Annotated in this window: 29 protein-coding genes; 21 read left to right on the plus strand and 8 right to left on the minus strand. The window is 71.1% G+C overall.

The window, feature by feature from the left end; translation table 11 throughout:
- Positions 1 to 26: 26 nt before the first annotated feature.
- Both DAETH_RS14820 and DAETH_RS14825 read right to left on the minus strand, forming a co-directional pair.
- Positions 27 to 416, minus strand: coding sequence for a hypothetical protein (locus DAETH_RS14820; RefSeq protein WP_264775648.1), 390 nt, complete (start codon positions 414 to 416; stop codon positions 27 to 29).
- 41 nt (positions 417 to 457) lie between these two features.
- Positions 458 to 1690 (minus strand): class I SAM-dependent RNA methyltransferase, encoded by a 1233-nt coding sequence (locus tag DAETH_RS14825; protein ID WP_264775649.1) that lies wholly within the window; start codon positions 1688 to 1690, stop codon positions 458 to 460.
- Positions 1691 to 1843: 153 nt separating this feature from the next.
- On the opposite strand from DAETH_RS14825, the gene DAETH_RS14830 reads away from it, so the two are divergent.
- From DAETH_RS14830 to DAETH_RS14870, 9 genes are all read left to right on the plus strand, one after another.
- The gene (locus DAETH_RS14830) at positions 1844 to 3004 is read left to right on the plus strand and encodes an AI-2E family transporter (protein WP_264775650.1); all 1161 of its coding nucleotides are present in this window, start codon (positions 1844 to 1846) and stop codon (positions 3002 to 3004) included.
- Positions 3005 to 3055: 51 nt separating this feature from the next.
- Positions 3056 to 3715 carry an SMI1/KNR4 family protein gene (locus tag DAETH_RS14835; RefSeq protein WP_264775651.1) on the plus strand — a complete coding sequence of 220 codons (660 nt, stop codon included), beginning with the start codon at positions 3056 to 3058 and terminating at the stop codon, positions 3713 to 3715.
- A gap of 65 nt (positions 3716 to 3780) precedes the next feature.
- Complete coding sequence (mqnE, locus tag DAETH_RS14840; protein WP_264775652.1) at positions 3781 to 4926, plus strand: aminofutalosine synthase MqnE; 1146 nt, start codon at positions 3781 to 3783, stop codon at positions 4924 to 4926.
- Positions 4926 to 5351: a VOC family protein gene (locus DAETH_RS14845; protein WP_264775653.1), complete on the plus strand. Its 426-nt coding sequence runs from the start codon at positions 4926 to 4928 to the stop codon at positions 5349 to 5351. The genes mqnE and DAETH_RS14845 overlap by 1 nt, the downstream gene beginning before the upstream one ends.
- Before the next feature lie 14 nt (positions 5352 to 5365).
- Positions 5366 to 5683: a nuclear transport factor 2 family protein gene (locus tag DAETH_RS14850; protein WP_264775654.1), complete on the plus strand. Its 318-nt coding sequence runs from the start codon at positions 5366 to 5368 to the stop codon at positions 5681 to 5683.
- A gap of 118 nt (positions 5684 to 5801) precedes the next feature.
- Complete coding sequence (locus tag DAETH_RS14855; protein WP_264775655.1) at positions 5802 to 6656, plus strand: menaquinone biosynthetic enzyme MqnA/MqnD family protein; 855 nt, start codon at positions 5802 to 5804, stop codon at positions 6654 to 6656.
- Between the two features lie 39 nt (positions 6657 to 6695).
- On the plus strand, positions 6696 to 7154 hold the full coding sequence (locus DAETH_RS14860) for a DinB family protein (protein ID WP_264775656.1): 459 nt from the start codon (positions 6696 to 6698) through the stop codon (positions 7152 to 7154).
- A complete protein-coding gene (locus tag DAETH_RS14865; RefSeq protein ID WP_264775657.1) occupies positions 7144 to 7539 on the plus strand; it encodes an MGMT family protein in 396 nt (131 codons plus the stop codon). Before DAETH_RS14860 ends, DAETH_RS14865 begins: the two co-directional genes overlap by 11 nt.
- Positions 7540 to 7671: 132 nt before the next feature.
- Complete coding sequence (locus tag DAETH_RS14870; RefSeq protein ID WP_264775658.1) at positions 7672 to 8496, plus strand: hypothetical protein; 825 nt, start codon at positions 7672 to 7674, stop codon at positions 8494 to 8496.
- A gap of 281 nt (positions 8497 to 8777) precedes the next feature.
- Here the strand turns inward: DAETH_RS14870 and DAETH_RS14875 are convergent, their stop codons facing one another.
- Positions 8778 to 9149, minus strand: a complete 372-nt coding sequence (locus tag DAETH_RS14875) for a hypothetical protein (RefSeq protein ID WP_264775659.1) — start codon at positions 9147 to 9149, stop codon at positions 8778 to 8780.
- A 154-nt stretch (positions 9150 to 9303) separates the two neighbouring features.
- On the minus strand, positions 9304 to 10089 hold the full coding sequence (locus DAETH_RS14880; RefSeq protein ID WP_264775660.1) for an enoyl-CoA hydratase-related protein: 786 nt from the start codon (positions 10087 to 10089) through the stop codon (positions 9304 to 9306).
- Between the two features lie 49 nt (positions 10090 to 10138).
- Here DAETH_RS14880 and ruvX point away from each other — a divergent pair, with 49 nt between their 5' ends.
- The 11 genes from ruvX (at position 10139) to DAETH_RS14935 (ending at position 20816) form a co-directional block, all read left to right on the plus strand.
- Positions 10139 to 10555: a Holliday junction resolvase RuvX gene (gene ruvX / locus DAETH_RS14885; protein ID WP_264775661.1), complete on the plus strand. Its 417-nt coding sequence runs from the start codon at positions 10139 to 10141 to the stop codon at positions 10553 to 10555.
- Positions 10556 to 10577: 22 nt separating this feature from the next.
- On the plus strand, positions 10578 to 10793 hold the full coding sequence (locus DAETH_RS14890; RefSeq protein WP_264775662.1) for a hypothetical protein: 216 nt from the start codon (positions 10578 to 10580) through the stop codon (positions 10791 to 10793).
- 120 nt (positions 10794 to 10913) lie between these two features.
- Positions 10914 to 12602 carry a long-chain fatty acid--CoA ligase gene (locus DAETH_RS14895; RefSeq protein WP_264775663.1) on the plus strand — a complete coding sequence of 563 codons (1689 nt, stop codon included), beginning with the start codon at positions 10914 to 10916 and terminating at the stop codon, positions 12600 to 12602.
- Positions 12603 to 12710: 108 nt separating this feature from the next.
- Positions 12711 to 13472: a nucleotidyltransferase domain-containing protein gene (locus DAETH_RS14900; protein WP_264775664.1), complete on the plus strand. Its 762-nt coding sequence runs from the start codon at positions 12711 to 12713 to the stop codon at positions 13470 to 13472.
- A gap of 23 nt (positions 13473 to 13495) precedes the next feature.
- Positions 13496 to 14506, plus strand: a complete 1011-nt coding sequence (locus DAETH_RS14905; protein WP_264775665.1) for an alpha/beta hydrolase — start codon at positions 13496 to 13498, stop codon at positions 14504 to 14506.
- Positions 14507 to 14559: 53 nt separating this feature from the next.
- A complete protein-coding gene (locus DAETH_RS14910; RefSeq protein WP_264775666.1) occupies positions 14560 to 15627 on the plus strand; it encodes a peptidase C39 family protein in 1068 nt (355 codons plus the stop codon).
- Positions 15628 to 15659: 32 nt separating this feature from the next.
- Complete coding sequence (locus DAETH_RS14915) at positions 15660 to 16457, plus strand: hypothetical protein (protein WP_264775667.1); 798 nt, start codon at positions 15660 to 15662, stop codon at positions 16455 to 16457.
- A gap of 32 nt (positions 16458 to 16489) precedes the next feature.
- Complete coding sequence (locus DAETH_RS14920; RefSeq protein WP_264775668.1) at positions 16490 to 18214, plus strand: adenine deaminase; 1725 nt, start codon at positions 16490 to 16492, stop codon at positions 18212 to 18214.
- A gap of 319 nt (positions 18215 to 18533) precedes the next feature.
- Positions 18534 to 19274: a hypothetical protein gene (locus DAETH_RS14925; protein ID WP_264775669.1), complete on the plus strand. Its 741-nt coding sequence runs from the start codon at positions 18534 to 18536 to the stop codon at positions 19272 to 19274.
- A gap of 91 nt (positions 19275 to 19365) precedes the next feature.
- On the plus strand, positions 19366 to 20238 hold the full coding sequence (locus tag DAETH_RS14930; protein WP_264775670.1) for an alpha/beta fold hydrolase: 873 nt from the start codon (positions 19366 to 19368) through the stop codon (positions 20236 to 20238).
- 212 nt (positions 20239 to 20450) lie between these two features.
- Positions 20451 to 20816, plus strand: a complete 366-nt coding sequence (locus tag DAETH_RS14935) for a 2Fe-2S iron-sulfur cluster-binding protein (protein ID WP_264775671.1) — start codon at positions 20451 to 20453, stop codon at positions 20814 to 20816.
- Here DAETH_RS14935 and DAETH_RS14940 read toward each other — a convergent pair.
- The 4 genes from DAETH_RS14940 to DAETH_RS14955 all read right to left on the minus strand — a co-directional run bounded on the left by DAETH_RS14940 (position 20710) and on the right by DAETH_RS14955 (position 23875).
- Positions 20710 to 21345, minus strand: a complete 636-nt coding sequence (locus DAETH_RS14940) for a DUF421 domain-containing protein (protein ID WP_264775672.1) — start codon at positions 21343 to 21345, stop codon at positions 20710 to 20712. The two genes, DAETH_RS14935 and DAETH_RS14940, sit on opposite strands and share 107 nt — an antisense overlap.
- A 233-nt stretch (positions 21346 to 21578) precedes the next feature.
- Positions 21579 to 21770 carry a hypothetical protein gene (locus DAETH_RS14945; RefSeq protein WP_264775673.1) on the minus strand — a complete coding sequence of 64 codons (192 nt, stop codon included), beginning with the start codon at positions 21768 to 21770 and terminating at the stop codon, positions 21579 to 21581.
- 90 nt (positions 21771 to 21860) lie between these two features.
- Positions 21861 to 22892, minus strand: coding sequence for an endolytic transglycosylase MltG (gene mltG, locus DAETH_RS14950; protein ID WP_264775674.1), 1032 nt, complete (start codon positions 22890 to 22892; stop codon positions 21861 to 21863).
- Positions 22889 to 23875: a carbohydrate kinase family protein gene (locus DAETH_RS14955; protein WP_264775675.1), complete on the minus strand. Its 987-nt coding sequence runs from the start codon at positions 23873 to 23875 to the stop codon at positions 22889 to 22891. The genes mltG and DAETH_RS14955 overlap by 4 nt, the downstream gene beginning before the upstream one ends.
- Here DAETH_RS14955 and DAETH_RS14960 point away from each other — a divergent pair.
- Entirely contained in the window at positions 23874 to 24026 is a 153-nt protein-coding gene (locus tag DAETH_RS14960; RefSeq protein ID WP_264775676.1) for a hypothetical protein, read from the plus strand. The two genes, DAETH_RS14955 and DAETH_RS14960, sit on opposite strands and share 2 nt — an antisense overlap.
- Positions 24027 to 24063 lie beyond the last annotated feature (37 nt).

Here is a 24063-nt window from a genome sequence, read left to right on the forward strand (position 1 = left end):
GAGCCTAGCAGGGTCGCCCACTCCGATCAGGGCGAGCGCCCGCTGGCGAGGGTCTGCCCCGCCCGGTCGGCCACGTCGAAGGCGTAGACCTGCGGGGACAGGGTGCGCCAGTTCACCCGCAGATCGACGCACGAGTCGGGCAGGGTGACGAGCCGGGCGGGGGGGTAGGCGCCCGCGTCCTGCCGCGTCGTCTCCAGGAAGCGGGCGAGGGCGTTCGCGCAGTTCTGGGCGGCGGCGCGCAGGACGACCTGACCGGCCTGGGCGGGGTCCTCGGCCCGCGTCTCCTGCCGCAGCGCCCGCACCTCGGCCTCCAGCCGGGCCACCCTTGCCTGGAGCCGGGCGTTCTCGGCGCGGGCCTCGCGGTCCTGGCAGCCGCACAGCAGCGCGGCGAGAAGGAGGGGGGCGGCACACTTCACGGGGGAAGGCTAACGCGCCGTTTCCCCCGGTATATGAACGCTCAGCGTTCGAGCACGCTCACGACCTCCACGTGGCTCGTCTGCGGGTAGAAGTCGTGCGGGGTGACGGGGCCGAGCTTCCACCCCCGCCGGGTGAGGTCGCCCACGTCGCGCGCCCACGTTGCGGGGTCGCAGCTCACGTACACCAGGCGGTCGGCGGTGCTCGCGTGGATGTGCCCGCGCGCCCCCTCGTCCAGCCCGGCGCGCGGCGGGTCCACCACGATGACGTCCGTCCCGAGGTCGGAAAGCCGCGCCGCGTCCCCCGCCCGGAAGGTCACGTTGCGCTCCCCGCTCACCGCCACGTCCTGCCGCCCGCGCGACAGGGCCTCGGGGGCGGTGTCGAGCACCGTCACCCGGTCGAAGCCCGGCGCGAGGTGCCGCCCGATGGCCCCGGCCCCGCCGTAGAGGTCCACCGCGTGCGTGCCCTTCCCGGCCAGTTCCGCCGCGCGGACGTACGCCAGCCCCGCCGCCTCCGGGTTCACCTGCGCGAAGCCCGTCGCCGAGACGCTGACCTGCACCCGCCCGAACTGCTCCCGGATCTCGCCCTCACCCGCGATCAGCCGCACCCCCGCCCCGAAGCGCCGCTCCGACGGCTGGGCGAGGCTGACCCCCACCACCCCGGCGTCGAGGAGGTGATCCGAAGCGCGCAGATAGGCCCTCGGCTCCCCCGGCCCGATCAATGCGGCGACGACCTCGCCCGTCAGGCGGCTCGCGCGAAAGGCCACCTCGGTCGCCGGGTCGAGGCGCCCCGGGTCGAGGCGGTCCATGACGGCCTGGATCGCCTCCATCACCAGGGGGTCTTGCCCGACGACCTGGGGCTCTTTGCCCCTCCGCTCCCGGTAGGCGAGGCCCTGCGGGGTGACGAGGTACTGGGCGGTGTTGCGATACGCCCACTTGCGGGGACTGGGCACCGTCTCCCCCACGGACGCCCGCAGCTTGGCGATGCGGCTCAGGGCCTCCTCCACGAAGCCGCGCTTGAAGCGTAGTTGGGCGGGGTAGGAGGCGTGGGCGAGGTCCACGGTGGGGAGGGCGGGGGCCTGGACCCGGTCGGGGCTGGGGGTCAAGACCTCGCGGGTGACGCCCTGGCGCACACCCCGGCCCGCGCGGACGGCGGCGCTCACCCGCTCGCCCGGCAGCGCCCCACGCACGAGGACCACACCGGACTCGTCCCGGGAGAGGCCCAGCCCACCGGCGACGAGTTTCTCGATGTCCAGCGTGATCAGGGGGTCAGGCATACGGGGGACAGGGTAGCGCGGCGGGGGGCCGGGGAAGGGTCGCCGGTCGCCAGCCTCCCGTCGCCAGGAATGACCCCGGAAAGCTCGTCTTTGTCCTGGCAATTGTTCTAGTGTCTGGGGAGACGCCCCCCCACCCCACCCCGAGGAGAAGCCTTGAACCCGAACCGAACCGTGCCGCAGCTTCTGGCGGACCTGTGGACGAGGCCGCTGGCGCGGCTGCTCTGCTACCTGGGACTCCTCGTGCTGGCGTTTCTGCTGGTCGGGCGGCTCTCGGGCGTCCTCGTCACGGTTGCCGTCGCCTACGGGCTGGCCTACCTCGTCAACCCCGCGCTGGTGTGGTTAGAAAAACGTGGGCTGGCCCGGGGCTGGGGCGTCTTGCTGCTCACCCTGGTCCTGTTCGCCGTCGTGACCCTGCTCTTCTGGCGCCTGGCCGCCCAGATGACGAGCTTCATCTTCAGCCTGCCCGCCCTCGCCGACCGGGTGACCGCACTCCTGGAACGTGCGCTGGAAAAACCCAACCCCGATCCCGGCATCGACCTGCTTCAATACCAGCTCGCCCAGTACGTCCAGTCCCGCGCCCAGGAACTCGCCCGCGACGTGGGTCCCCTCTTCGACCGCCTGCTCTCCTCCAGTCCCTCGGTCCTGGCGGGTTGGTTGAACTGGCTGGGGCGGGCCGGACTGCTCCTCACGCTGACCCTGTACTTCGCCCTGGACTACCGCCGGGTCAGCCGGGGGCTGCTCTCGGTCTTTCCGCGCGACTGGCAGCCCGCCGTGGGGCGGCTTTCCGAGGACGTGAGCGAGTCGTTCGGCCGGGCCATCCGGGGCAACCTCCTCGTGGGCCTGAGTGTCGGGGCGCTGGCCGGGCTGGGCCTGCTGCTGCTGAACGTACCCACCCCGCTGGTGCTGGGCGTCTTTACCGCAGCGATGTGGCTGGTGCCCTACGTGGGCATCCTGATCGCGGTGGTCCCCGCGCTGCTCCAGGCGATCCCGCTGGGCACGACGGCGGTGGTGCTGGTGGTGGTGCTGTACTTTGTCCTCAACCAGGTGGGCGGCAACCTGCTGAGCCCGCTGATCATGGGCCGGACCATCCAGATTCCCCCCTCGGCCCTGATGGTCGCCGTGCTGATCGGCCTGGCCGTCGGCGGGGCGCTGGGCGCATTCCTCGCCAGTCCCGTCGCCCTGCTCGTCTACCGCTGGGGCACGCGCTACTGGTTACACAGCCGCGCGTATCAGGGGGGGAAGGGGCGGGGGGAGCTGGGGAAGGAGGAAGGGGTGGGCCAGGTTGACGAGAGGGTGCAAGACCCAGTTCGTTAGAAGGGAGCAGGAGCGGCTCGCTGCCCAGGCGGGGCGGGATACCTTGTGGGCGTGAGCACCGACCTACCCGCCACCCTCGCTCGACTGGAAACGTGGCTCTCGGCACACGCCCCGGCCATCCATGCCCAACTGACTCCCGGTGTGACCGGTGCGGAACTGGACGCGTTGGAGGCACACACCGGGCTCAAGCTGCCGGAGGCGTACCGGATTCTGTACAAGACGCACGGCTCGTGGGGCGGGACGTTCGGGCTGGGGCACATGCCGCTGGGGAGCGTCCTGTCCAGTTGGAACACCTGGCGCGACCTCGAACCGGACTCTCAGGAGACCGAAGGCCACGTCTCGCACCCGCCCGGAGCGATCAAGCCCCAGTACATCAACCTGGGGTGGATTCCCTTGTTGGAGGACAGGGGCGGCAACGAGGTGGGCGTGGACCTGAAGCCCGGCCCTACGGGGAAGGTCGGGCAGATCATCACCTACGGGCGCGACGAGGAGCACAAGTACGTGCTGGCCCCGGGCCTCGAAGCCTTCCTGACCGAATACGTGGCGCGGCTGGAGTCGGGGCGGGTGCGGGTCGTGCAGCTGGAGGGTTTCTCGAAACCGACGTGGGACATTCAGCTCACGGACTCCACGGGCCACAGCGCCAACACCTACAGCCCGCTCACCGATTTCTACCCCGGCTTCGGCGCCGCCCCCGCCCGGCGTTCACGTTGAATTCAGCCTTCCTCAATCCCCGCCCGGGACACTTCCCCACCCGCCCCGGGCGTATCCTGCCCCTCATGAAGTGGTTGCGCGACCCCCGGCTCGCCCCCGTCGCGGAGAAGGTGGAGGCGGGCGAACGCCTGACCTTCGCCGAGGGGCTGAGCCTGTATCACACCCGCGACCTGAGCGCCCTGATGCGCCTGGCAAACCTCGCCCGCGAGCGGCGGCACGGCGACAAGACCTATTTCGTCCACTCCATGCGCCTGGAGTTCACCAACATCTGCTACGTCGGCTGCACCTTCTGCGCCTTCGCTGCTCGCAAGGGCGAGGAGCGCGCCTGGGACTACTCGCCCGACGAGGTGGTGGAGCAGGTGCGGCGCCGCTACCTCCCCGGCATCACCGAACTGCACATGAGCAGTGGCCACCACCCCAATCACAGGTGGGAGTACTACCCCGAGATGGTGCAGAGGCTCCGCGAGGCCTTCCCCGAGCTTCAGGTCAAGGCGTTCACCGCCGCCGAGATCGAGCACCTGTCGAAGATCAGCAAGAAGCCCACCCTGGAAGTCCTGCGCGAGTTGCAGGCGGCGGGGTTGAGCGCGATGCCGGGCGGCGGGGCGGAAATCTTCGCCGACCGGGTGCGGCGGCAGGTGGCGAAGAACAAGGTGAAGGCCGAGAAGTGGCTCCAGATCCACCGCGAGGCGCACTCGCTGGGGATGCGGACGAACGCGACCATGCTCTACGGCCACATCGAGACGCTGGAGGAGCGGCTGGACCACATGCACCGCCTGCGCGACCTTCAGGACGACAGTGTTGCCCAGTTTGGGGGCGGCTTCCACGCCTTCATCCCCCTCGCCTTCCAGCCATTCGGGAACACGCTGGCACAGAACCTGGGCAAGACGGACTTCACGACCGGGCTGGACGACCTGCGGAACCTCGCGGTGGCCCGCCTCTACCTCGACAACTTCCCGCACATCAAGGGCTACTGGGTGATGATCGGCTCCGAACTCACCCAGGTCAGCCTCGACTGGGGCGTGTCCGACATCGACGGCACCATTCAGGAGGAGCACATCGCGCACGCGGCGGGGGCGACCTCCCCGATGGCGCTTTCTCAAGCGGGCATGGTGCGGATGATCCAGCGGGCCGGACGCGTACCCGTGCTGCGCGACGCCTACTACAACGAACTCGAAGTCTTCCCACGCCCCTCGGCGGAGGCGGCGGACTGATGGCCGCCGTCTTCCCTAATGGCGCCAGGGTCGAGATGATTCGTATCGCCCGGCCTACGCGGCGCCTGGAGGAGGTTGTCGCGTTCTACCGGGACGGCCTCGGCCTGCCCGTGATCGGTGAGTTCCGGGAGCATGCGGGATACGACGGCGTGATGCTCGGGCTGCCGGGACGCGACCTGCACCTGGAGTTCACCCACGACGCGCACGGCACGCCCGGGGACGCCCCCAGCCGGGACAACCTGCTTGTCTTGTATCTACCCGACGAAGCCGCACTGGAGCGATTCAGGGCAGCCCTAACGGCTTTAGGGCACGCTCCGGTAGAGCCGGAAAACCCCTACTGGTATGGCAAGAGCCTCTCCTTTGAGGACCCGGACGGCTGGCGGGTCGTGCTCTTCGACCAGACAAAAAAGGAAGCGGCGGACTGAGCGCCCTCGACGACGTGTTGAGCTTGGACGATGCCTGGAACGCGGCCTACCACCGCAAGGACGCGGCGGCGCTGGAGCGCGTGCTTGCCGACGACTGGCTGGCCTTCTTCCCGGACGGGCGGGTGGTCTTCAGGGCCGAGTTGCTCGCCCAGGTACCCCGCAACCCCGACGCGGCCCTGATGTTCGAGCGCCACGCGGCCCGCGTGTTCGGCGACGCAGCGGTCACGCGCGGCACCCTCTACGCGAACGGCGAGCGGGTGCAGAGCTTCCTGCGGGTGTACGCGCGGCGGGAAGGGGAGTGGCGGGCAGTGAGCGTGCAGGTGGTGCCATGAAACTGTTCGTGGGAAGTGGTCAGTGGTTAGTGGGGGCTTTGGCATCCGCCTTCCGCTGTGGCCGTGTCGTTCCCACTCACCACTTCCCACTCACCACTCCCCGCGCGGAGCGCCGCCTATGACCTACCGCGCGGGCTGGATTCACTACACCAACGTCGCCCCCATCCTCGACTCGCTCGTGCTGCCAAACAACGTGACGGCGGTGACGGGCGTGCCGACCGAGATGAACGCCGCGCTGCTCGAAGGCCGAGTGGACATCGCCAACATCAGCGCGGTGGAGTTCATCCGGCACGCGGACAAGTTGGAGGCGTTGCCGGATTTCAGCGTGGCGGTGCTGGGGCCGGTGTACTCGGTGAACCTCTTCCACACGGTGCCGCTGCCAAACCTGCGGCGGGTGGCCCTGACCCGGCAGAGCGCAATGAGCGTGGCGCTGTTGGAGGTGCTGCTGGCGGCCCGAGGTCTGAGCCCCACCCTGGAGCGGGCGGAGGGGGAGGCCGAGAACCTGCTCGCCTCGGGCTACGACGGGGTGCTGCGGATCGGGGACAGCGCCCTGCGTGAATGGTACCGGGTGGTGGGGCCGCTCACCCCGGAGACGACGATGACTACCCTGCCCCACACGGCGCGCGGCATCACGGTGACCGACCTCGCCGAGGAGTGGTTCCGCCTCACCGGACATACCTTCGTGTTCGCGGTATGGGCCTACCGCAAGGACGCGCCGCCCCCCGCCGCCCTCGTCCAGGCGATGCGGGAGGCGCGGCGGGAGGGCATCGGGCACCTCGCGGACGTGGCGCGGCGGCACGCGGCGGGGCTGGGGCTCCCGGAACGGGTGGTGCAGCACTACCTGTGGAACTTCCGGTATCACCTGGAAGCTCCCGACCGCCTGGGGCTGCACGAGTTCGCCGCCCAGGCCGTGCCCGGACACGCGCCGCTGCGCTTCGGGCCGAGGCCGGGTGTCCGGGTGGAGTCGGGATAGGCGACAGGTTCTGTCCCCCTCTCCGGGTACGCTGAGGGCATGACAACAGTGATGGCCGGGAAACTGGCGGGGGCGCTGACGACGGTGGAGGCGAACCGCCGCGTCAACGACGTGCTGTGCGCCCACCCGACGCCCGAGATGATGAGGGCGCAGACGCCGGGCGGCGGGATGACGCACATGGCGGGCGTAACGAGGGGATGGCTCTCGCAACTCGACGAGGGAACCGCCGCTCCCCTTCCCATCCTCCACGACGACACGCGGGAGGACGCCTTCGTCACCCAGGAGGACCCGGCGCGGGCGGTGTGGGGGATGGCGCTGGAGACGGCAATCACCGCCGGGGGCACAGGGAACCTTTCGCACCCCAGCACCGCGCAGTTCGTCACCCACATGCTCATCCACGACGCCCACCACCGGGGGCAAATTCTGCTCGCCCTGAAAGTGAACGGTTTTCCCCTTCCCGACGAGGACGCCATGTGGGGGACGCTCCGTGGCGAATGACGCCCTCGGGGAGGTGACGGAGGCGAACTTCCGCCAGCGAGTCCTCGCCCTCGTGGCCCGCATTCCGCCGGGGCGGGTGATGACGTACGGGCAACTCGCGCTCCTCGCGGGGCGACCCGGGCCGGGCGGGGCGCGGCTGGCGGGCTTCGTCATGGGCAGCCTCGCGGGAAAGGCCCAGACGGACGAGGAGGCGTTGCCCTGGCAGCGGGTGATCAACGCCCAGGGCCGCGTGAGCACCCACAAGCTGGGCTTCGGGGACGTGCAGGAGCACCTGCTGGAGGCCGAGGGGGTGACCTTCGACGAGTCCGGGCGCTGCGACCTCGCCCGGCTGCAATGGTGGCCGGAGGAGGAGGGCCGGGATGCCCCCCCGGACGCCCTGCTCTGACCCGGGGTGCGAGGCACGGCGGCGGAGCGCGCAGGGGACCGGCTGCGTGCCTCGGAATCCCTGGAGATTTGGTGAGCATGGGGCTGCCTCAGGAGAGAAACGTCCCCAGGGACGCGGCGTATCCTGACAACCATGAAGCGAACGAGGACGAACCGTTGGGTGGCGGGCGACGCCATGTCGTGGGCGCTGGGCGTGACGCTCGGCCTGATCCTGGGGGTGGCGATGCTGATTGTCATCCCGCGTCTCGGGAAGGCCCAGGGCAACGCGGCTCCCTCTGCCGGGGGCACCATCGCCGCCCCCCCCGAACGGCAGACGGGCGAGGCGGGCACGGGGGGCGGCGGCGGCACGGGGAGCGCCCAGGGCACCGGGACCGCAGGTGGTGCGGCGGCGGCCGGAGCGGCGCAGGGAGGCGGTGCGGGCGCTGGCGCTGCCGGAACCGGGCAGGGAACCGGGGGGAGTGCGGGAGCCGCGAACCAGGGCTCTCAGGGCGGTGAACAGGGCACCACGAGCGGCGCGGCGGGCACGGCGGCCACCGGCGGAGGCGGCGGTCAGGGGGCCGAGGCCGGGGAAGTGGAGGATCAGGGCACCGCTCCCAACGGCACCCCGGAGGGCACGGCCGGTCAGGCCCAGGGCAACCGGACCCCCGGGGCCACGGGTGCGGCGGGCGAGAGCGACACCGAGGCAAACGGCACCCCCGATACCCGTTCCGTCGCCGAGCAGACGGGCACGGGCTCCACGGTGGCCCCGACCGGTGACTCCGGTTCGGACGTGGCCCGCGCCGAGGGCACGGCGGACGACGTGAACTCTTTCGCCCCGACCCAGGGCGCGGGCCTGAACGACTCCTCCGAGATCGTGGACGGGAACCCCGCCACGACCGGGGAGGGCGGCCTGAAGAGCAACCCCGACGAGGTCGGCGGCAACCCCGAGTCCGCCCCCCGGCAAAACGGGGGGAACTGACTCGCCCCGGACCCTCCGCCCGGAGGTGAGCCTTTCCAGGACGGGTCCAGGAGTCCCCCCTCCACAGCGCCGCCTTGCCTCCGGGGCAGGGCGGCGTTTCCCTTGTCCGGCACGCGTTCACGGGGTCGAGGACGGCGTACACGCCACGCTGCTCGCCGAGGCAGCGAGGACGTACGGGTGGGGCAATAAAAAAGCCGCCTCTCGGGCGGTGATAAGAAAAAGATAGCGTGGGATGCAGGGGTTGTCAAATATATGCAGGGCATAAGGTGGGAACGCTGGGCTTACACCCCAAGCCACGCTCGCCAGGACTCCACATGTTCCGCCAACGGACCGTCTGCGTGCACCAGGCGCGCGGGCAGGGTCTTCCAATCAACCTCCTCGACCGAGCGCAGCAGGGCATACGCTTTCAGGCCACGCAGGAACGCCGTGAGGTTCGGCGCCAGAGTCAGGACAGGCTGCGCTTGCCCGCGCAGGACTGTGGGGTCCTGAAACAGAACGGCGGACGGGCCGCCAAGCTGTTGAAAGGCCGGGAACCCCCCTTCGTCCACGAGGATCAAACGCTCTGTCCAGGGCAGCCCCACGTAGCCTTCGCGGAGCCTGTCCTGTTCGTCCAGGGGGGCGAGCCAGGGTTCATTGGCGCCCGGTAGGGTCAACCCATTCTCGGGAAGCCAGAGGTAGAGCGTCCGTGCTTCGTCGGTAAGACGCGGCCACCACGAGCTTTGTTCGGCCCGGGGGTTCGGCTCCGGGTGTGGGCGCTCTCCGACGACCTCGCAGAGGTTTCCCAGGGCCTGACGGACGGCTGGTTCTTCAACCCTCACGCACGAACTCCGGCGCCCGCTTCTCCTTGAAGGCGCGCACCCCCTCCTCGTGTTCCCAGTGGTCCCCGGCGAGCTGCTGGAGTTCGGCCTCCCGGTCGAGGGCCTGGTCGAGGGTGGTCGTCAGGGCGAAGTTCAACGCCTGTTTGGTGAGCTTCAGGGCGTTGGCGGGCCGCGCCGCCAGCCGCTCGGCGTAGGCCTGCACCTCGTCCGCGAACCGTTCGTCGGGGTAGACGTGCTCGCACAGGCCCAGGCGCAACCCGTCCTGTGCCCCCACCCGCCCGGCGAGGGCCATCAGCTCGAAGGCGCGGTGGTAGCCCACCAGACGCGGGAGGAACCACGTGCTTCCCGAGTCCGGCACGAGGGCGATGTTGGAGAAGACCTCGATCAGGCTGGCCGACCCCGCCCACAGCCGGATGTCGCCGGAGAGCGCGAGGCTCGCCCCCGCCCCCGCCGCGACCCCGTTGACGGCGGTGATCACGGGCTTGCTCAGGCCCCGGATGGCGCGGATCAGGGGGTTGTAGGTCGCCCGGAGGTGCTCGGTGAAGGTCATGTCGCGCCCCGACACGTCGCCCAGATCCTGCCCGGCGCAGAAGCCCCGCCCCGCACCCGTGATCACGACGACGCGCACGGCAGGGTCGGCGTCGGCCAGCCGCAATTCCTCGGTCAGCGTGAGGAGCAGGGCGTCGTTGGCGGCGTTGAGGCGGTCCGGGCGGTTGAGGGTGAGGGTGCGGACGCCCGCGCGGGTCTGGGCGAGGATCACGGGTTGTGCCGTCATGGGGGCCAGCCTACCCGAGAAGGGGCGCCCCTTCGCTACACTCGCCCCCATGACCGAGCCGCCCGCTCCCCCCGCCCCCGTCGTCCTCGCGCTCGACGTGAGCAAGAGCCGCATCGGGTTCGCGGTGAGCATGGGGAGACTGGCCTTCGGGCGCGGCAGCGTGGACCGCAGGCGGCTGCCCCTCGACCTCAAGGCGGTGCGGCTCAAGGTCGAGGAGACGGGCGCGGGGCTGCTGCTCCTCGGCCTGCCGCTGCGCACCGACGGGGCGCACAGCCCCTCGGCGGACCGGGTGCGCGCCTTCGGGAGAATCCTGGCCGACAAGGGTTACCGGGTCGAGTACCAGGACGAACGCTTCACCACCCGCCGCGCCCGCGCGCTCGGCGCCCCCGACGAGGACGAGGCGGCGGCGGTGCAGATTCTGGAGCTGTACCTGATGGGCCGGGAGGGGCAGTCGGCACCCGGGTGACGCGGGCCGGGTACGCTGGAGCATGAGTCGAAATTCGGGGAGGCTGGCCTGGTTCTGGCGTTTCCTGGCGTGGGTGGGGGACCTGGGCCCTCCCCCTCGGCCCGCACCCGTCGCTCCTCGCCGCGACGACGACGACGAGGGCCCCGGCGTGCCCGTCCCGGCCGGACCGCGCCTCCCCCGGGACGGCGCGCGGGCGAGGCCGCCCCACGAGCGGGACCGGGTGGCCGAGCAGGTCTGATTGGACTCGGTTCAGCCTGCCGCTAGAATGCCGCCGTACTCAAGGTCGGCCGGAACTCAAGGTCGAATTGCGGCGCCCGCGCTCAGGCGAAGCGGCGCCCTCCCCTCTCGGAGGTCAGGTATGCAAGGCAACATGATGGACGTTCCGCTCACGATCCCCTTCATTCTGGAGCGGGCGCGCTCGATCTTCGCGGGGCGGGAGGTCGTGAGCCTCCTGCCAGGCGGGCGGGACGAGGCGGGCCAGCCCATTCCCCGCAAGCACCGCACGACGTACGGCGAGGTCGCCGACCGGGCGCTGCGCCTCGCGGCGGGCCTGCAAGGGCTCGGCCTGCAACCGGGCGACCGGGTGGCGACCCTCGCCGTGAACTCCTACCGCCACCTGGAGGCGTACCTGGGCGTCCCGAGCGGCGGCTTCGTGATCCACACCGTCAACATCCGGCTCCACGTCGATCAGGTGGCCTGGATTCTGGGCCATGCCGAAGACCGGGTGCTCATCGTCGAGAACGTCTTCGCCGGGTTGATCCCGGCCATCCGCGCCGCGTGCCCGAAGATCGAGCACGTGTTCGTGCTGGGTCCCACACCCGCTCCCGTCGAGGGCGCCGAGGATTACGACGCCTTCGTGATGGGGCACGAGCCGATGAGCCGCTCCCCGCAGATCGACGAGCGGGACGCGGCGGGCATGTGCTACACGAGCGGAACGACGGGCAATCCCAAGGGCGTGACGTACACGCACCGCTCGACCATCCTGCACTCGCTGGCGAGCGCACCCAAGGACATGCTCGACGTGGGCGAGCGCGACTGCGTGCTCCCCATCGTGCCCATGTTCCACGTGAACGCCTGGGGCCTGCCGTACACCTGCGCGATGTACGGGGCCAAGCAGGTCTTCGCCGGGGTCTTCAGCGACGGGCGCAACCTCGCCGGGCTGCTCCAGGACGAGGAGGTCACGATCACGGCGGGCGTGCCGACGATCTGGATGGGCCTGCTCGCCGAACTCGACCGGGCGAAGGCGGAGGGCCACCCCTACGACCTGCACCGCCTGGAGCGGCTGGTCGTGGGCGGCTCGGCGGCGCCCGAGAGCCTGATCCGCACCTTCGAGGAGCGCCACGGGCTCAGGCTCGCGCACGCCTGGGGCATGACCGAGACGCACCCGCTGGGCACGGCGAGCAAGGTCCCTGCCGGGGTGGACGAGCGCAGCGACGAGGGCTACGCCCTGCGCGCCAAGCAGGGCCGCCCCGCGCCGCTGGTGTTCCTGGAGATTCTGAGCGAGGACGGCGAGCGCCTCCCCCACGACGGCAAGACGATGGGGCGCCTCGTCGCTCGCGGACCCTGGATCGCCTCGGGGTACTTCAAGGGCGAGGGGCAGGGCAACTTCTTTACGATGGACGGCGAGCTGTGGTTCGACACCGGGGACATCGCCACCCTGGACGAGCGGGGCTACATGCACATCCAGGACCGGGCCAAGGACCTGATCAAGTCGGGCGGCGAGTGGATCAGCTCGGTGGACCTGGAAAACGCGATCATGGCCCACCCCGCCGTCGCCCAGTGCGCGGTGATCGCCATGGACGACCCCAAGTGGGACGAGCGGCCCCTGGCGGTCGTGGTCCTGCGGCCCGGCATGTCGGTCACCCACGAGGAGATCACCGCTTTCCTCGCGCCCAAATTCGCCAAGTGGTGGCTTCCCGACGCGACCCTCGTCGCCGAGAGCATCCCCATCGGCGCGACGGGCAAGTTCCTGAAGCGCGAGCTGCGCGAGCAGTACCGGGGCTACGGGAACGCGGCGCAGCGGAGCGAGTCGGCCCCGGGCGACTGAGGGACGCGCGGGCCGGGGCGTCACCCTCCCAGCAGGGGTGGCGCCCCTTCCCCTGGCTGCGTCATTCGGCGGAGGCGGGGCGGGCGGGCGGCGGGAAAGACTGCGGACATGACGGGTTCAAGGATGTTGGAGGAGGTCGTGCGGGACCTGCGGGCCGAGGAAGGCGTCCTCGCCGTCTTCCTGGCGGGCAGCCACGCGCGGGGCGAGGCGAACGAGCACAGCGACGTGGACGTGGAGGTGCTGGTGTCGTCGGAGGCGCAGGTTCGCAACGCCACCCTGTACCGGGACGGCCTGCTGTTCAGCGTCGGGCGGTCCACGGTCGCCCACCGGGAACGGGCGTTCACCGACCCGCAGACTGCCCTCTGGAACCTCACGGCTCTACGAACGGGCGTGCCCCTCCACGACCCGGACGGCGTCTTCGCCGACCTTCAGGGCCGGGCGCGGGCCTTCGGGTGGGCAAGTTTTGAGGAGGCTGCACGCGCGCGGGCGGCGCACCTCCTGGCCGGGGCGGTCGAGGACGTGCACAAGGTCATGGGTGGTCTTTCTCGCGGCGACGACGCCAAGGTCGCCTACGCCTGCCTGAGCCTGACCTTCGAGCTGGGCGACGCTGCCCTCCTGGAAACCGGCACCCTGATCCCCACCGAGAACCGTTACTTGACCCTGGCGCGGGACGCCTGGCCCGACCCGGCGTGGCGGTCGGCCTACGGCACACTCGTCGGCCTGACCGGGGAGGTCGTGCGGGCGAGGGGACGGGCGGCCCTCACCGCCTTCGGGCGGGCCGTCGCGCTCACCCGCCGGGTCGAGGATCACGACAGGACCCTGGCCCACGAGGCGGCCCGGCGTGTCCAAGGGTTCCTCGGCGGGGCTTGACGCTCGCCCCCTACAATCCCCCTATGGCCGTTTTCGTGCAGGGCATCCGCGTCACCTTCTCCCCCCCGCCCGGTGCCGTGGCCCTGGTCGGCGACTTCACCGACTGGCGCAAGAAGCCCGCCCTGCCCGTGATGGAGGGTCAGCCCATCACGCTGACGCTCCCGCGCGGCGCCTGGGTCGAGTACGCCTGGCTGGACGCGGCGGGCGTACCTTTTGCCGACCCCGACAACCCGCAGCGGTCGCTCAACCCCTGGTGGCCCTACCCCCGCGCCGCCGTGGTAGGCGAGTACGCGCGTCACCCCCTCTGGCAGGGCCCGGACGCGACGCAAAAGGGCACGACCCACCGCCTGTCCTGGCCCGGCAGCGTCTTCCCCGGCACCCGCCGCGCCATCGTCCACACGCCGCACGGGCACGACCCGGGGGTTCCCACGCCCGTCTACTACGTGCAGGACGGGGTGGCCTTCTACCGCACGGGCCGCCTGGGCGAGGTGATGGACCGGGCGGTGGAGCGGGGGCTGGCCTCGGGGGCCGTCCTCGTCTTCGTGGAGCCGGGGGACCGCAGTGAGGAGTACTACCTCAACGACCGCTACCTCGACTTCCTGCAAGGCGAGGTCTTCCCGCGAGTGGAGGGCGAGCACGTCACCGTCTCCGAGCGGGGGCTGTGGGGCGCGAGCTTAGGCGGGCTGATCTCGCTGTATCTGGGCAGCGCACACCCCGACCTCTTCCGGCGGGTGGTCAGCCACTCGGGAGCCTTCATCGCCCGGCCCACCGCGACGGACCCGGACGGCACGATCAACACGACCACGGCGGGCGAGTGGCTGCGGGGGCGGCTGGAAGGGGAACCGCCCCGCCACCTCCGGCTCAGCCTGGACACCGGCGTCCTCGAATGGCTGACGGGCCCGAACCGGCGCATGGCCGCCCTCCTCGCCGACGCGGGGCTGCCCCACCAGTACCGCGAGTACCCCAGCGGGCACAACTGGGTGACGTGGCGCGAAGCCCTGCCCGAGGCGTTCCTGTACATGCAGGGGGGGTAAGGAGCACCCGACTCACCCGCCCCACCCCCTGCGCACGTCACAATCACGCCCATATGCGCCCACTCCTCTTCCTGGCGCTGCTCCTCGCGGGCGGCGCGGAGGCCCTGACGATGACGTACCCGAACTCCACGACGATCCTCCACGAGCGCGCGGGCGACTGGGTGGCCGCCGAGCGGCGCGGGGTGGAGGTGCGCGGCGACCTCCTTACCCTCACACCGGGCACTTTGATGGGCACGTTGACGAGCACCGCCCTGAAGGTCGCCCCCTTCGACGAACTCGTGCCGTCGTGGAACGCGGTGACGCCGGGGAGCGGCAGCGTCAGCGTGGAGGTGCGGGCGCAGACAGGCGGCGGCTGGAGCCGCTGGTTTTCCTTCGGCACCTGGAGCAGTGGGGAGGGGAGAAGCAGCCTGAACGGGCAGAAGGACGGGGCCGGACAGGTGCTGACGGACACGCTGCGGCTGGGCGCCCGGGCGAGTGCCTACCAGTACCGGGTGACCCTGCGCGGGGCGGGGACGGCGGTGCGCCTCCTCGCCTTCAACACCAGCGACCGCTCGAAACGGACGGCGGGGCTGGGGCAGCCGGGCGACCGCCGGGCGTGGGGCAAGGTGAACGACGTGCCCCAGCGGTCGCAGATGCTCTACCCGGACGGGGGCGAGGTGTGGTGCAGCCCCACCAGCGTCTCCATGATCCTCGCCGGGCACGGGGTGAACGTGACCGTGCCCCAGGCGGCGAAAGGCACTTACGACCGGGCGTACGACGGAACGGGCAACTGGCCCTTCAACACCGCCTATGCCGGGGCGTTGGGCCTGCGCGCCTTCGTCACCCGCCTCCCCAGCCTCGCCGAGGCGGAGCGTTACACGGCGGCGGGAGTGCCCCTGGCGGTCAGCCTCGGGTGGAAGAAGGGCGAACTGCCGGGCGCCCCGATCAGCTACAGCGACGGGCACCTGATGGTCCTGGTGGGCTTCGACGCGGCGGGCAACCCGGTGCTGAACGACCCCGCCGCCCCCACCGACGCGGGCGTTCGCCGCACCTATCCCCGGGCCGCCTTCGAGCGGCTGTGGCTCACGCACAGCGGGGGGCTGGGGTACGTGATCGCGCCGCCCGGGGCGAGAGTACCCTGAGCTGGTGACCCCGAACCGATGACCCCCAACCGATGAACTTCCCCACCACCTGCCCGGGCTGCGCGCGTGAGGTGCCCGCCGAGTTCGCGGACAGCCTGATCCACGAGCTGACGTGCCCGCAGTGCGGCACGCGCTACGTCGTCTTCGTGCGCAAGCAGAAGTTCGAGGTGCTGTTCGACCTCGGGACGAAGGCCCTGCTGGAGGGCTACGCGCGGGAGGCGGTGGCCTCTTTCTCGGCGGCGCTCGAACGCTTCTTCGAGTTCTACGTGCGGGCGTACGCGCTGGAGCGGGCGGCGGATACAGCGCTGGGCTTCGAGGACGCCCTGGCGGCGCTCGACGGCACCTGGCGCCACGTGGCGAGTCAGTCCGAGCGCCAGCTGGGGATGTTCGCCCTGGCCTACCTGCTGCGCGAGGGCAAATCTCCCGACTTCCTGACGCCGGGGGCCCTGGGCACCGACTTTCGCAACCGGGTGATCCACCGGGGCGCCCTGCCGCGCCACGAGGAGGTGGAGGCGTACGCGGCGCGGGTTTTCGGGCTGATCGACCGGCTGCTCACCGAGCTGGGGCCAGGCGCGGCGCAGGTCGAACTCGCCCAGGAGGGGGCCTTCGCGGCGCACCTCGCGGGGTTGCCGGAGGGGGTCGTGGCCGTGTTCGAGGAGCATCCGGGGATGTTCCGGGCGCGGCGCTTCGCGGGGCCGGACGGCGGGGAGACGGCGACCAAGACGGCTCCGCCCGGCCCGGCCACCACTCCGCCCCTCAACGACGCCCAGCGGTTCGCGTGGGCCCTCGCCGAGCGGGGGGCGCTGCTGAGTCCCCTCAAACGGCGGTAGCCGGGGGAGCACGGCCCCGCTTAGAATGCGTCATGAGGGCACCGGGCGGGGAACGAGCGGAACGGCAGCGGCTGGTGCGCGTGGCGCGCGGGCTGGAGGAGGGTGATCTCCTCGTGCGGGGGGCAGGGGTCGTGCAGCCCGCGACGGGAGAGGTGTTCGCGGCGGACGTGCTCGTCGCCCAGGGGCGGGTCGCCGCTCTCGTCGGCGCGGGCTCGGGCACGCGGGCGGCGCGGACGGTGGAGGCGCGCGGAGCCTTCCTCGCCCCGGGCTTCATGGACGCCCATGTCCACATCGAGTCGAGCCTGCTGACGCCCGCCCGCTTCGCCGAGGCCGTGCTGCCGCGTGGCACGACGGCGGTCGTCGCCGAGCCGCACGAGGTCGTGAACGTGCTGGGGGCGCCCGGGCTCGCCTGGATGCTGGAGGCGGGGAGGGGGTCGGGCCTGCGCGTCTTCGCCTCGGTGCCGTCCTGCGTGCCCGCGAGCGAGTTCGAGCGGGGCGGGGCGCGGATGGACGCGGCGGAGGTGGAAGCGGCCCTGCGGCTCCCGGGCGTCCTGGGCCTCGCCGAACTGATGAACTACCCCGGGGTGCTGGGCGGTGATCCCCATGTCTGGGACGTGCTCGACGCGGGGCGGGGCGGGCGGGTGGACGGTCACGCGGCGGGGGTGACGGGCCGCGACCTGATGGCCTACGCGGCGGCGGGCGTCCACTCCGACCACGAGGCGACCACCCCGGAGGAGGCCCGCGAGCGGCTGCGCGCGGGGTTGTGGCTGATGGTGCGCGAGGGCTCGGCGGCGCGGAACCTGGAGGCTCTGCTCCCCGTGCTGCGGGGGCGCCCCCGCCGCGCAATGCTCGTCAGCGACGACGTGAGCGTGGACGAACTGCTGGGGCTGGGCCATCTCGACCGCCTGCTGCGCGCCTGCGTGGCGGGCGGCCTCCACCCCGCCGATGCCGTGGCGCTCGTGACCTGCAACCCCGCCGAGTACTGGGGCCTGCCCGACCTGGGGCTCGTCGCGCCCGGGTATCACGCCGACTTCGTGCTCCTGCGCGACCTGACAGGCTTCGAGGTGCTGGAGACCTTCGTGGGCGGGCAGGAGGCCCGGGCCGGAGGCGTCACCCCACCCCTCCCCGGCGGCGGGGTGGACCTGGGGCCGGGGTGGGACACGGCGACCTTCGAGGTGCCGGGGCACTGGCCCGTCATGGAGGTGCGGCCCGACCAGATCACGACCGGGGTGGGCGAGCCGGGCACCGGGGACGCGCGGCTCGTGGTCGCCGACCGCTACGGGCGCGGCGAGCACGCGGCGTGCTGGACCTCAGGCACGGGGATGAAGGGCGGCGCCCTGGCCGTCAGCATCCTGCACGACGCCCACCACGTCGCGGTGCTGGGGGGCACGGACGTGGACGTGCGGGCGGCGGGCCGGGCCCTGGAGGCGCTGGGCGGCGGCGTGGTCGTGGTGGCGGGGGGCGAGGTGCGCGCCGGCCTCCCCCTTCCCTTCGCGGGCCTGATGAGCGACCTGCCCCCGCGCGAGGCCGCCGCCCGGCTTGCGGAGGTCACGGCGGCGGCCCGCTCGCTGGGCTGCACCCTCCCTTACCCCGTCACCACCCTCAGCTTCCTGGGCCTGAGCGTGATTCCGGCCCTCAAGCTCACCCCGCGCGGCCTGCTGGACGTGACGGCGTGGCGGCTTCTGCCGCGCGAGGAGGAAGGGGGTCACGGCGCCCCCGGAAGGCGGCTCGAACGGGCGGGGGGGGGAGGCGCCTGACGCCGAGTTCATCTTCAAAAGGTTGTGCGTACCTCACCACCGCAAGGCTGGGCGGGGCTGCTCCTCTCTGGGCTCCTCGCACCGTAGCTGGCGCTCAGACAGAGAATAGAGCATGTCGCTTACCCCCATTCTGGCGATGCTAATTCCCCGGGCGGACTTTGCCGCACGGATGCAACGCCTGATCCACCCCACCCTGCCCCCAGGGGTCACTGCTCGGGGGCTAGACACCACTCCTGACCCTTGGATTCGGTCCTGGCCTGTCCACTTTGGCGCAGGCGACTGGCTCAACCCCATGACGCCGATAGATCGGAGCAAAGCTATGCGCGTCCTTCAGGCCATCGAAGGGGAAGGTGTGGACGCTCTCGTCGGCGCCTTCTGGTCGGACAAGCTCGGAGAACTGAGAACTTTGTTCATCGACATCGGGACCCAGGCGGAAGACGTGGTGAGCCAGAGCGTACGGGTGCGGATCAACCATGAGGTGCAGGATTTGCTGGGCCGACCTGGGCAGGACGTTCTGGTCGAGGCGACACTCCCCCTGGATCTGGGGTTGGTCACCCGCCACTCCCCCGCAACCGTATGGCCGTCCCTGATGCTGTTACGCAAGGTCGTCGAACTGTTGGAGCCCACGGTTGCCTGGGAAACAACTGTTGAGAACTTGGATCACCGAGCCACCTACAGGAGGACGGGGCGAGCTGTCTACGAGGTCAGGTTTCAACAGGAGGAGACACCCTGGCGGGACATATACCGAACCGTCGTCTTGGGTCCCGCCCTACGCAAGCGGCTGGACCTGCTCAGCCCGCAAGCAAGGCGCCTGCCGGACATTTACGCCTGGTTTGCGGACGGTCCCATGTTGTGGTTGATGGGCCCCGACACTTTTGAAATGACGTATGCCACCGTCCACGTCCAGGTGGCAGGCCCGGAGGGTCCATTTCTGATGTCTTTTGATGACCCGTGGATGGCCGAGTTGCTCTACGAGACGGGACAGCGGCATCGAAAGGCGTTGCAGGAGTTGCTGCGCCCATTGCGTGAGGAGCAGACACCCGAACACGGACCAATCTAGAGTGGCCTTAAGGAGTTGTCAGCCGCCCAGGTCAAGAAACATTTCCCCTCCTCGCACCGATCACTCCCGCCCGTCCTGAAGACTGCTCCCTATGCCGACCCATCATCAGATCGTCGTGAACGGGGTGCGCCTCCATTACGTCGAGGTGGGGAACCCGCAGGGCCCGCTCGCCGTGCTTCTCCACGGCTTTCCCGAATTCTGGCGGGCGTGGGAGCGGCAGATCGAACCGCTGGCCCGCGCGGGCTTTCGGGTCGTCGTGCCCGACCTGCGGGGGTACAACCTCAGCGAGAAGCCGCCGGGCGTGAGCGCTTACCGGGTGGGCACCCTCCAGGAGGACGTGGCGGCCCTGATCCGCGCGCTGGGGCAGGGGCGGGCGCACGTCGTCGGGCACGACTGGGGCGGTATCGTCGCCTGGGCGCTGGCGATCCGGCAGCCGGAGGTGGTGGACCGGCTGGTGATCCTGAACGCGCCGCATCCGGCCCGGGCGCGGCAGGTCGCCCGCAAGCCCGCGCAGTGGCGGCGCTCGTGGTACATCTTCTTCTTTCAACTTCCCTGGCTACCGGAACGGTTCCTGCACCGCTTCGGCGCGTGGGCGCTGCACGGCACGAATCCACAGGCGTACACCGACGAGGACCGGCGCCTGTACCGGGAGGCCTGGGATCAGCCGGGCGCCGCCACCGCCATGATCAACTACTACCGGGCGCTGCGGCGCTCCCGCCGGGCCCGCCGCGAGAGCGCGTCGGGGGCGCAGGTGCGGGTGCCTACCCTGGTGATCTGGGGCCAGCGGGACGTGGCGCTCCTCCCCGAACTCGCCGACGGGCTGGACCGCTGGGTGCCGGACCTGCGGGTGGTGCGCCTTCCCCGCGCGAGCCACTGGGTCATGCGCGACGAGCCGGTGCGGGTGAACAACCTGCTGGTCGAGTTCCTGTCCGGGGCGTTGGTGGAGGCGAGCGTCCCGACGTAAGCACTCAAGGTTGCCTCACCCACCGTGATTTCCCCACGCACCCAGGCCGCTCCGGTCTCCACCACCCGGAGGCCGTCTCCCGGCGCGCTCGGCACCATCCGCCTCCCAGGGAGTCGGGGCTGGTGGTCCTGACCGTCGAACCTCACGTCGCCTCCTGGTCCGGCGGCTCCCGGTGGGGTGCGCCCGGCCCATCCTCCGTGCCATTCTGCCCCATGACGCAAATTACGGTCGAGGGGTACGGGGTTATCACAGCGCGCGAGGGCGAGCGGCTGGTGCTCGCGCTGGAGCGGGGCGGGGTGGACATCCTGCACCGCTGCGGGGGGCAGGCGCGCTGCACGACCTGCCGGGTGAGCTTCTCGGAGGGCGAGCCCACGGTCATGACCGTCGCCGAGCGGGACAAGCTGGCGGAAAAGGGGCTCCTCGGCACGGCCCGCCTCTCCTGTCAGATCGAGTGCCACGGGGACATGAGCCTCACGCCCCTCCAGACGGCGCGGTCGAGCGGGCTGGAGCCGGGCAAATCTCCTGCCGAACACATCGAGCCGGGGCCGCAGTGGGTGCCGCGCGAGACCCAGGCCTGAGGCTCAGGCGGAACCCGTTCCTGGGGGGCCGTGGCCGCTCCCCCCACCTCCCCGGCCCGCTCCGCCCCCGCCGCCGAGCGGGTCGGTGGTGGCGGGCGTCCAGGTGTCGCACCCACAGCGGGGGCAGGGGCCCAACCGGCGTGAGCAGCGTCCCGCAGTTCGTGCAGGCGACCTCGCCCACGTGGTTCTCGCTGGCCGGGAGGTGCCGGGGCGGCTCCAGGTCCCACGGCGGCACGACCGGGAGGCCCGCCGGGGCGCCCTGGGCGCGCACGAAGAGGCTGAGGTCGCCGTCCTGCTCGAAGTAAGCGCGGTGAACCTCCCCAAGCTGGCGCACCCCCTGGGCCCGCAACCTCTCGAAGAGGTCCTCGCAGCCCAGCGCCTCCAGACCGATCACCCCGTCCCTCACGAGTTCGACGGGCGTGCCCTCGACAAAGGTCTCGACCCGCTCGCTGCGGATGACCAGATAGGCCAGCAGCCGCTGAAAGCCCACCACGAGCGCGAGCACCAGCATCGCGTGCAGCAGCGGCACCTCGGGGTAGAGAACATGGGGTCGCCCGCCGCCGAGCCCAGCGCGATCACGATGGCGAGTTCGAGGGGGCTGAGCTGCGCCAGACCGCACTTCCCGGTGACCCGCAGCAGGAAGACCAGCCACAGGAAGATCAAGGCGGTGCGGAAGACGATCTCCAGCAGGAAGAGCGGCGGCACGTCCCCAGGAACATCCGCCCCAGGTCGAAGGGCGTGACAGGCGCGCCGCCCCCCCGCTCACGTCCGCTCCTCGCCCGGCGGCGCGTCCTGGGGCGTCAGGCCCAGTCCTGCAAGCACCCGCTCCCGGTCCCAGCCGATCAGGGCGCAGAGTTCGGCGAGGGCGGCCTCGAACTCGGCGGTGCTCGGCGTCAACTCACGCAGCCGCGCCCATAGGGCGTTGCGCCGTTCCAGGAAGTCGCGGGAAGGCATGGTGAGGAGCAGTCTAAAGGGCTGGCCTGAGCGGCAAAGACAAAGCCGAGGGGCCAGGCGTTGCACCTGACCCCGCCTTCCTCACCTGCCTCAGCGGTAACGCGCGATGTCCCGCAGGTGGGCGTTGTAGTCGTGGTTGACGTAAATCTTGCCGTTCAGCCCGTGCAGGAAGTACAGGGCGTCCCGCCCGTCGTCCATCTTGCGCTTGGGCTTGACGACGCTCAGGAGCGCGGCCTGCCCCGGGTTGTTGATCGGCCCGGCGGGCAGGCCCATGCGGGTGTAGGTCGAGTACGGCGTGTCCTTGGTGAAGTCCCCGGCGCTGCGGTCGAGTTCGGGCAGGTCCTTGCCCAGCCCGTAGGCGACGGTAGGGTCGCTCCCCAGGGCGATACCGTCGCGCAACCTGTTGAGGAACACCCCGGCGATGATCGGCATCTCCTCGTCGTTCGCGGCCTCGGCCTGCACCATGCTGGCGAGGATCACCCAGTCGCGCACGCTCAGGCCCAGCCTCTTGGCGGCGGCGATGTTGGCGGGCGTGAACTCCTGCTCCATGCGCCCCACCATCTCCTGCACGGCGCTCCTGGGGGTCTGCCCTACCCGGAACTCGTAGGTGGCGGGAAAGACGAAGCCCTCCAGGTTCTTCTGCTTGCCCCGCGCGTAGGGGCTCAGAGAAGCGTCGTTGAGGGCCGCCTGGACCTCCGCCGCCCCAAACCCGGCCTTCTCGAAGATGGGGGGGATGTCCTTGATGCGCCGTCCCTCGGGGATGGTGACGTTCACGGTGGGGATGCGCGCGGGGCCCGCCAGCCGCTCGGCGACCTGATAGACGTTCATGGTGCCGCTGAGGTCGTACAGCCCCTCCTTGAGGCGGCCCGCCGTGCCGTTGCGGTCCATCACGAAGCGCAGGGCGCGGGCGTTCTTCACGATGCCGCGCGCCTCCAGGCGACGCGCGATGGCCGGGAGCGTGTCACCCGGCTTGACCTCTAGAGTGTAGGGCCCTCCGCCCGCCGGACCCGTGAGGCTGCGCAGGTACAGGAAGACCCCGCCCGCCGCGAGCAGCAGCAACACGAACAGCGTGAGGAGCAGCCACACCCACCATGGCGTGCCCCGCCCTTGCAACCGCGTCACGCCCCCACTCCCGGGCGGAAGGCGGCGAGCCGGGCCTGAAGCTCCGCGTCGGCGGGAGGCCGGGCCCCGAAGCGGGCGACCACCCACCCACCCACCTGCACAGCCAGCCGGGCGGCGGACACGGCGTCCCCGTGGCGCAGCCACTCGGCCAGGAAGGCGCCCCCGAAGCTGTCCCCGGCCCCGGTCGCGTCGATCAGGCGGTCCCGGGTGGCCGCGACCCGGGTGCGCGGTTGAGCAGGACCTTCCAGCAGGGCGCCCTCCTCGTCGAGCTTGAGGACGACGAGGGCGTGCGGGTAGCGCCCGCGCAGCCAGTCGAGCGCCCGGTCCGGGTCGGTGCAGCCGCTCATGGCGTGCGCCTCGTCCTCGTTGGGAAAGATCACGTCGAAGGGAATGGCGTCCACGATCTCCAGGAAGCTCTCGCGCCCCATCTGCCCGATCATCTGAAAGCTGCCCGGGTCGAGGCTGAGGGTGGCCCCGCCCGCCTTGGCGATCCGGGCGGCCTCCAGGGCGGCGGCGCGCGGCGGGTCGCGGAAGAGGCTCCAGGCGGTGAGGTGGAGGTGCCCGGCGCCCACCAGAACCTCGCGCGGCAGTTCCCCGGGCAGCAGTTCCCAGTCGGCACCCTGCCCGGTGAGCATGGCCCGCTGGCCCCGCTGGTCGATCAGGGCGAGGATCACCCCGGTGCGGTGTTCACCGCTGAGGACGAGGTGACCCTCCACCCCCTCAGCCTCCAGCTCGGCGGTCGCCAGTTCGCCGAAGCGGTCGCGGCCGATCTTGCCCACGAAGGCGGTGGGGTACCCGGCGCGGCTCGCCCACACGGCGAGGTTCGCCGCCGAGCCGCCGCCCGAGAGTTCGAGCCGCCCGGTCGTGTCCCCCCCGGCCATCAGGATGGTGTCGGGCTTGGCGAGCACGTCCCACGCGAGGTCGCCCAGCGACACCAGCGGTCCCCGCACCCCGCGCCCGTGCTTGTGCTGATCCTGAGTCATGACTGACGCGCAGCATACCCTCTGCGGTAATGGTGGGAGTGCGGGCCCAGCACTCCGCCCGCACCCGCCGGACGCGGACGCCACCGGCTTCCCGGGCGACTTCCTCTCTCAGGAGGACCACGAGGCGGCGCTGGCGGCCTTTCGCGCTTGAGAGGACAGCGTGGGAATCCTGACCCCGCAGGGGACTG

The organism is Deinococcus aetherius, from assembly GCF_025997855.1.
Classification (GTDB): domain Bacteria; phylum Deinococcota; class Deinococci; order Deinococcales; family Deinococcaceae; genus Deinococcus; species Deinococcus aetherius.

Bases quoted from the DNA above. Each gene is read 5' to 3' on its own strand.
- DAETH_RS14825 (WP_264775649.1), bottom strand. From the start codon at position 1,690: ATGCCTGACCCCCTGATCACGCTGGACATCGAGAAACTCGTCGCCGGT.
- mqnE (WP_264775652.1), top strand. From the start codon at position 3,781: ATGAAGTGGTTGCGCGACCCCCGGCTCGCCCCCGTCGCGGAGAAGGTG.
- DAETH_RS14845 (WP_264775653.1), top strand. From the start codon at position 4,926: ATGGCCGCCGTCTTCCCTAATGGCGCCAGGGTCGAGATGATTCGTATC.
- DAETH_RS14855 (WP_264775655.1), top strand. From the start codon at position 5,802: ATGACCTACCGCGCGGGCTGGATTCACTACACCAACGTCGCCCCCATC.
- DAETH_RS14860 (WP_264775656.1), top strand. From the start codon at position 6,696: ATGACAACAGTGATGGCCGGGAAACTGGCGGGGGCGCTGACGACGGTG.
- DAETH_RS14870 (WP_264775658.1), top strand. From the start codon at position 7,672: ATGAAGCGAACGAGGACGAACCGTTGGGTGGCGGGCGACGCCATGTCG.
- DAETH_RS14880 (WP_264775660.1), bottom strand. From the start codon at position 10,089: ATGACGGCACAACCCGTGATCCTCGCCCAGACCCGCGCGGGCGTCCGC.
- ruvX (WP_264775661.1), top strand. From the start codon at position 10,139: ATGACCGAGCCGCCCGCTCCCCCCGCCCCCGTCGTCCTCGCGCTCGAC.
- DAETH_RS14890 (WP_264775662.1), top strand. From the start codon at position 10,578: ATGAGTCGAAATTCGGGGAGGCTGGCCTGGTTCTGGCGTTTCCTGGCG.
- DAETH_RS14895 (WP_264775663.1), top strand. From the start codon at position 10,914: ATGCAAGGCAACATGATGGACGTTCCGCTCACGATCCCCTTCATTCTG.
- DAETH_RS14900 (WP_264775664.1), top strand. From the start codon at position 12,711: ATGACGGGTTCAAGGATGTTGGAGGAGGTCGTGCGGGACCTGCGGGCC.
- DAETH_RS14905 (WP_264775665.1), top strand. From the start codon at position 13,496: ATGGCCGTTTTCGTGCAGGGCATCCGCGTCACCTTCTCCCCCCCGCCC.
- DAETH_RS14910 (WP_264775666.1), top strand. From the start codon at position 14,560: ATGCGCCCACTCCTCTTCCTGGCGCTGCTCCTCGCGGGCGGCGCGGAG.
- DAETH_RS14915 (WP_264775667.1), top strand. From the start codon at position 15,660: ATGAACTTCCCCACCACCTGCCCGGGCTGCGCGCGTGAGGTGCCCGCC.
- DAETH_RS14920 (WP_264775668.1), top strand. From the start codon at position 16,490: ATGAGGGCACCGGGCGGGGAACGAGCGGAACGGCAGCGGCTGGTGCGC.
- DAETH_RS14925 (WP_264775669.1), top strand. From the start codon at position 18,534: ATGCGCGTCCTTCAGGCCATCGAAGGGGAAGGTGTGGACGCTCTCGTC.
- DAETH_RS14930 (WP_264775670.1), top strand. From the start codon at position 19,366: ATGCCGACCCATCATCAGATCGTCGTGAACGGGGTGCGCCTCCATTAC.
- DAETH_RS14935 (WP_264775671.1), top strand. From the start codon at position 20,451: ATGACGCAAATTACGGTCGAGGGGTACGGGGTTATCACAGCGCGCGAG.
- DAETH_RS14945 (WP_264775673.1), bottom strand. From the start codon at position 21,770: ATGCCTTCCCGCGACTTCCTGGAACGGCGCAACGCCCTATGGGCGCGG.
- DAETH_RS14960 (WP_264775676.1), top strand. From the start codon at position 23,874: ATGACTGACGCGCAGCATACCCTCTGCGGTAATGGTGGGAGTGCGGGC.
- DAETH_RS14955 (WP_264775675.1), bottom strand. From the start codon at position 23,875: ATGACTCAGGATCAGCACAAGCACGGGCGCGGGGTGCGGGGACCGCTG.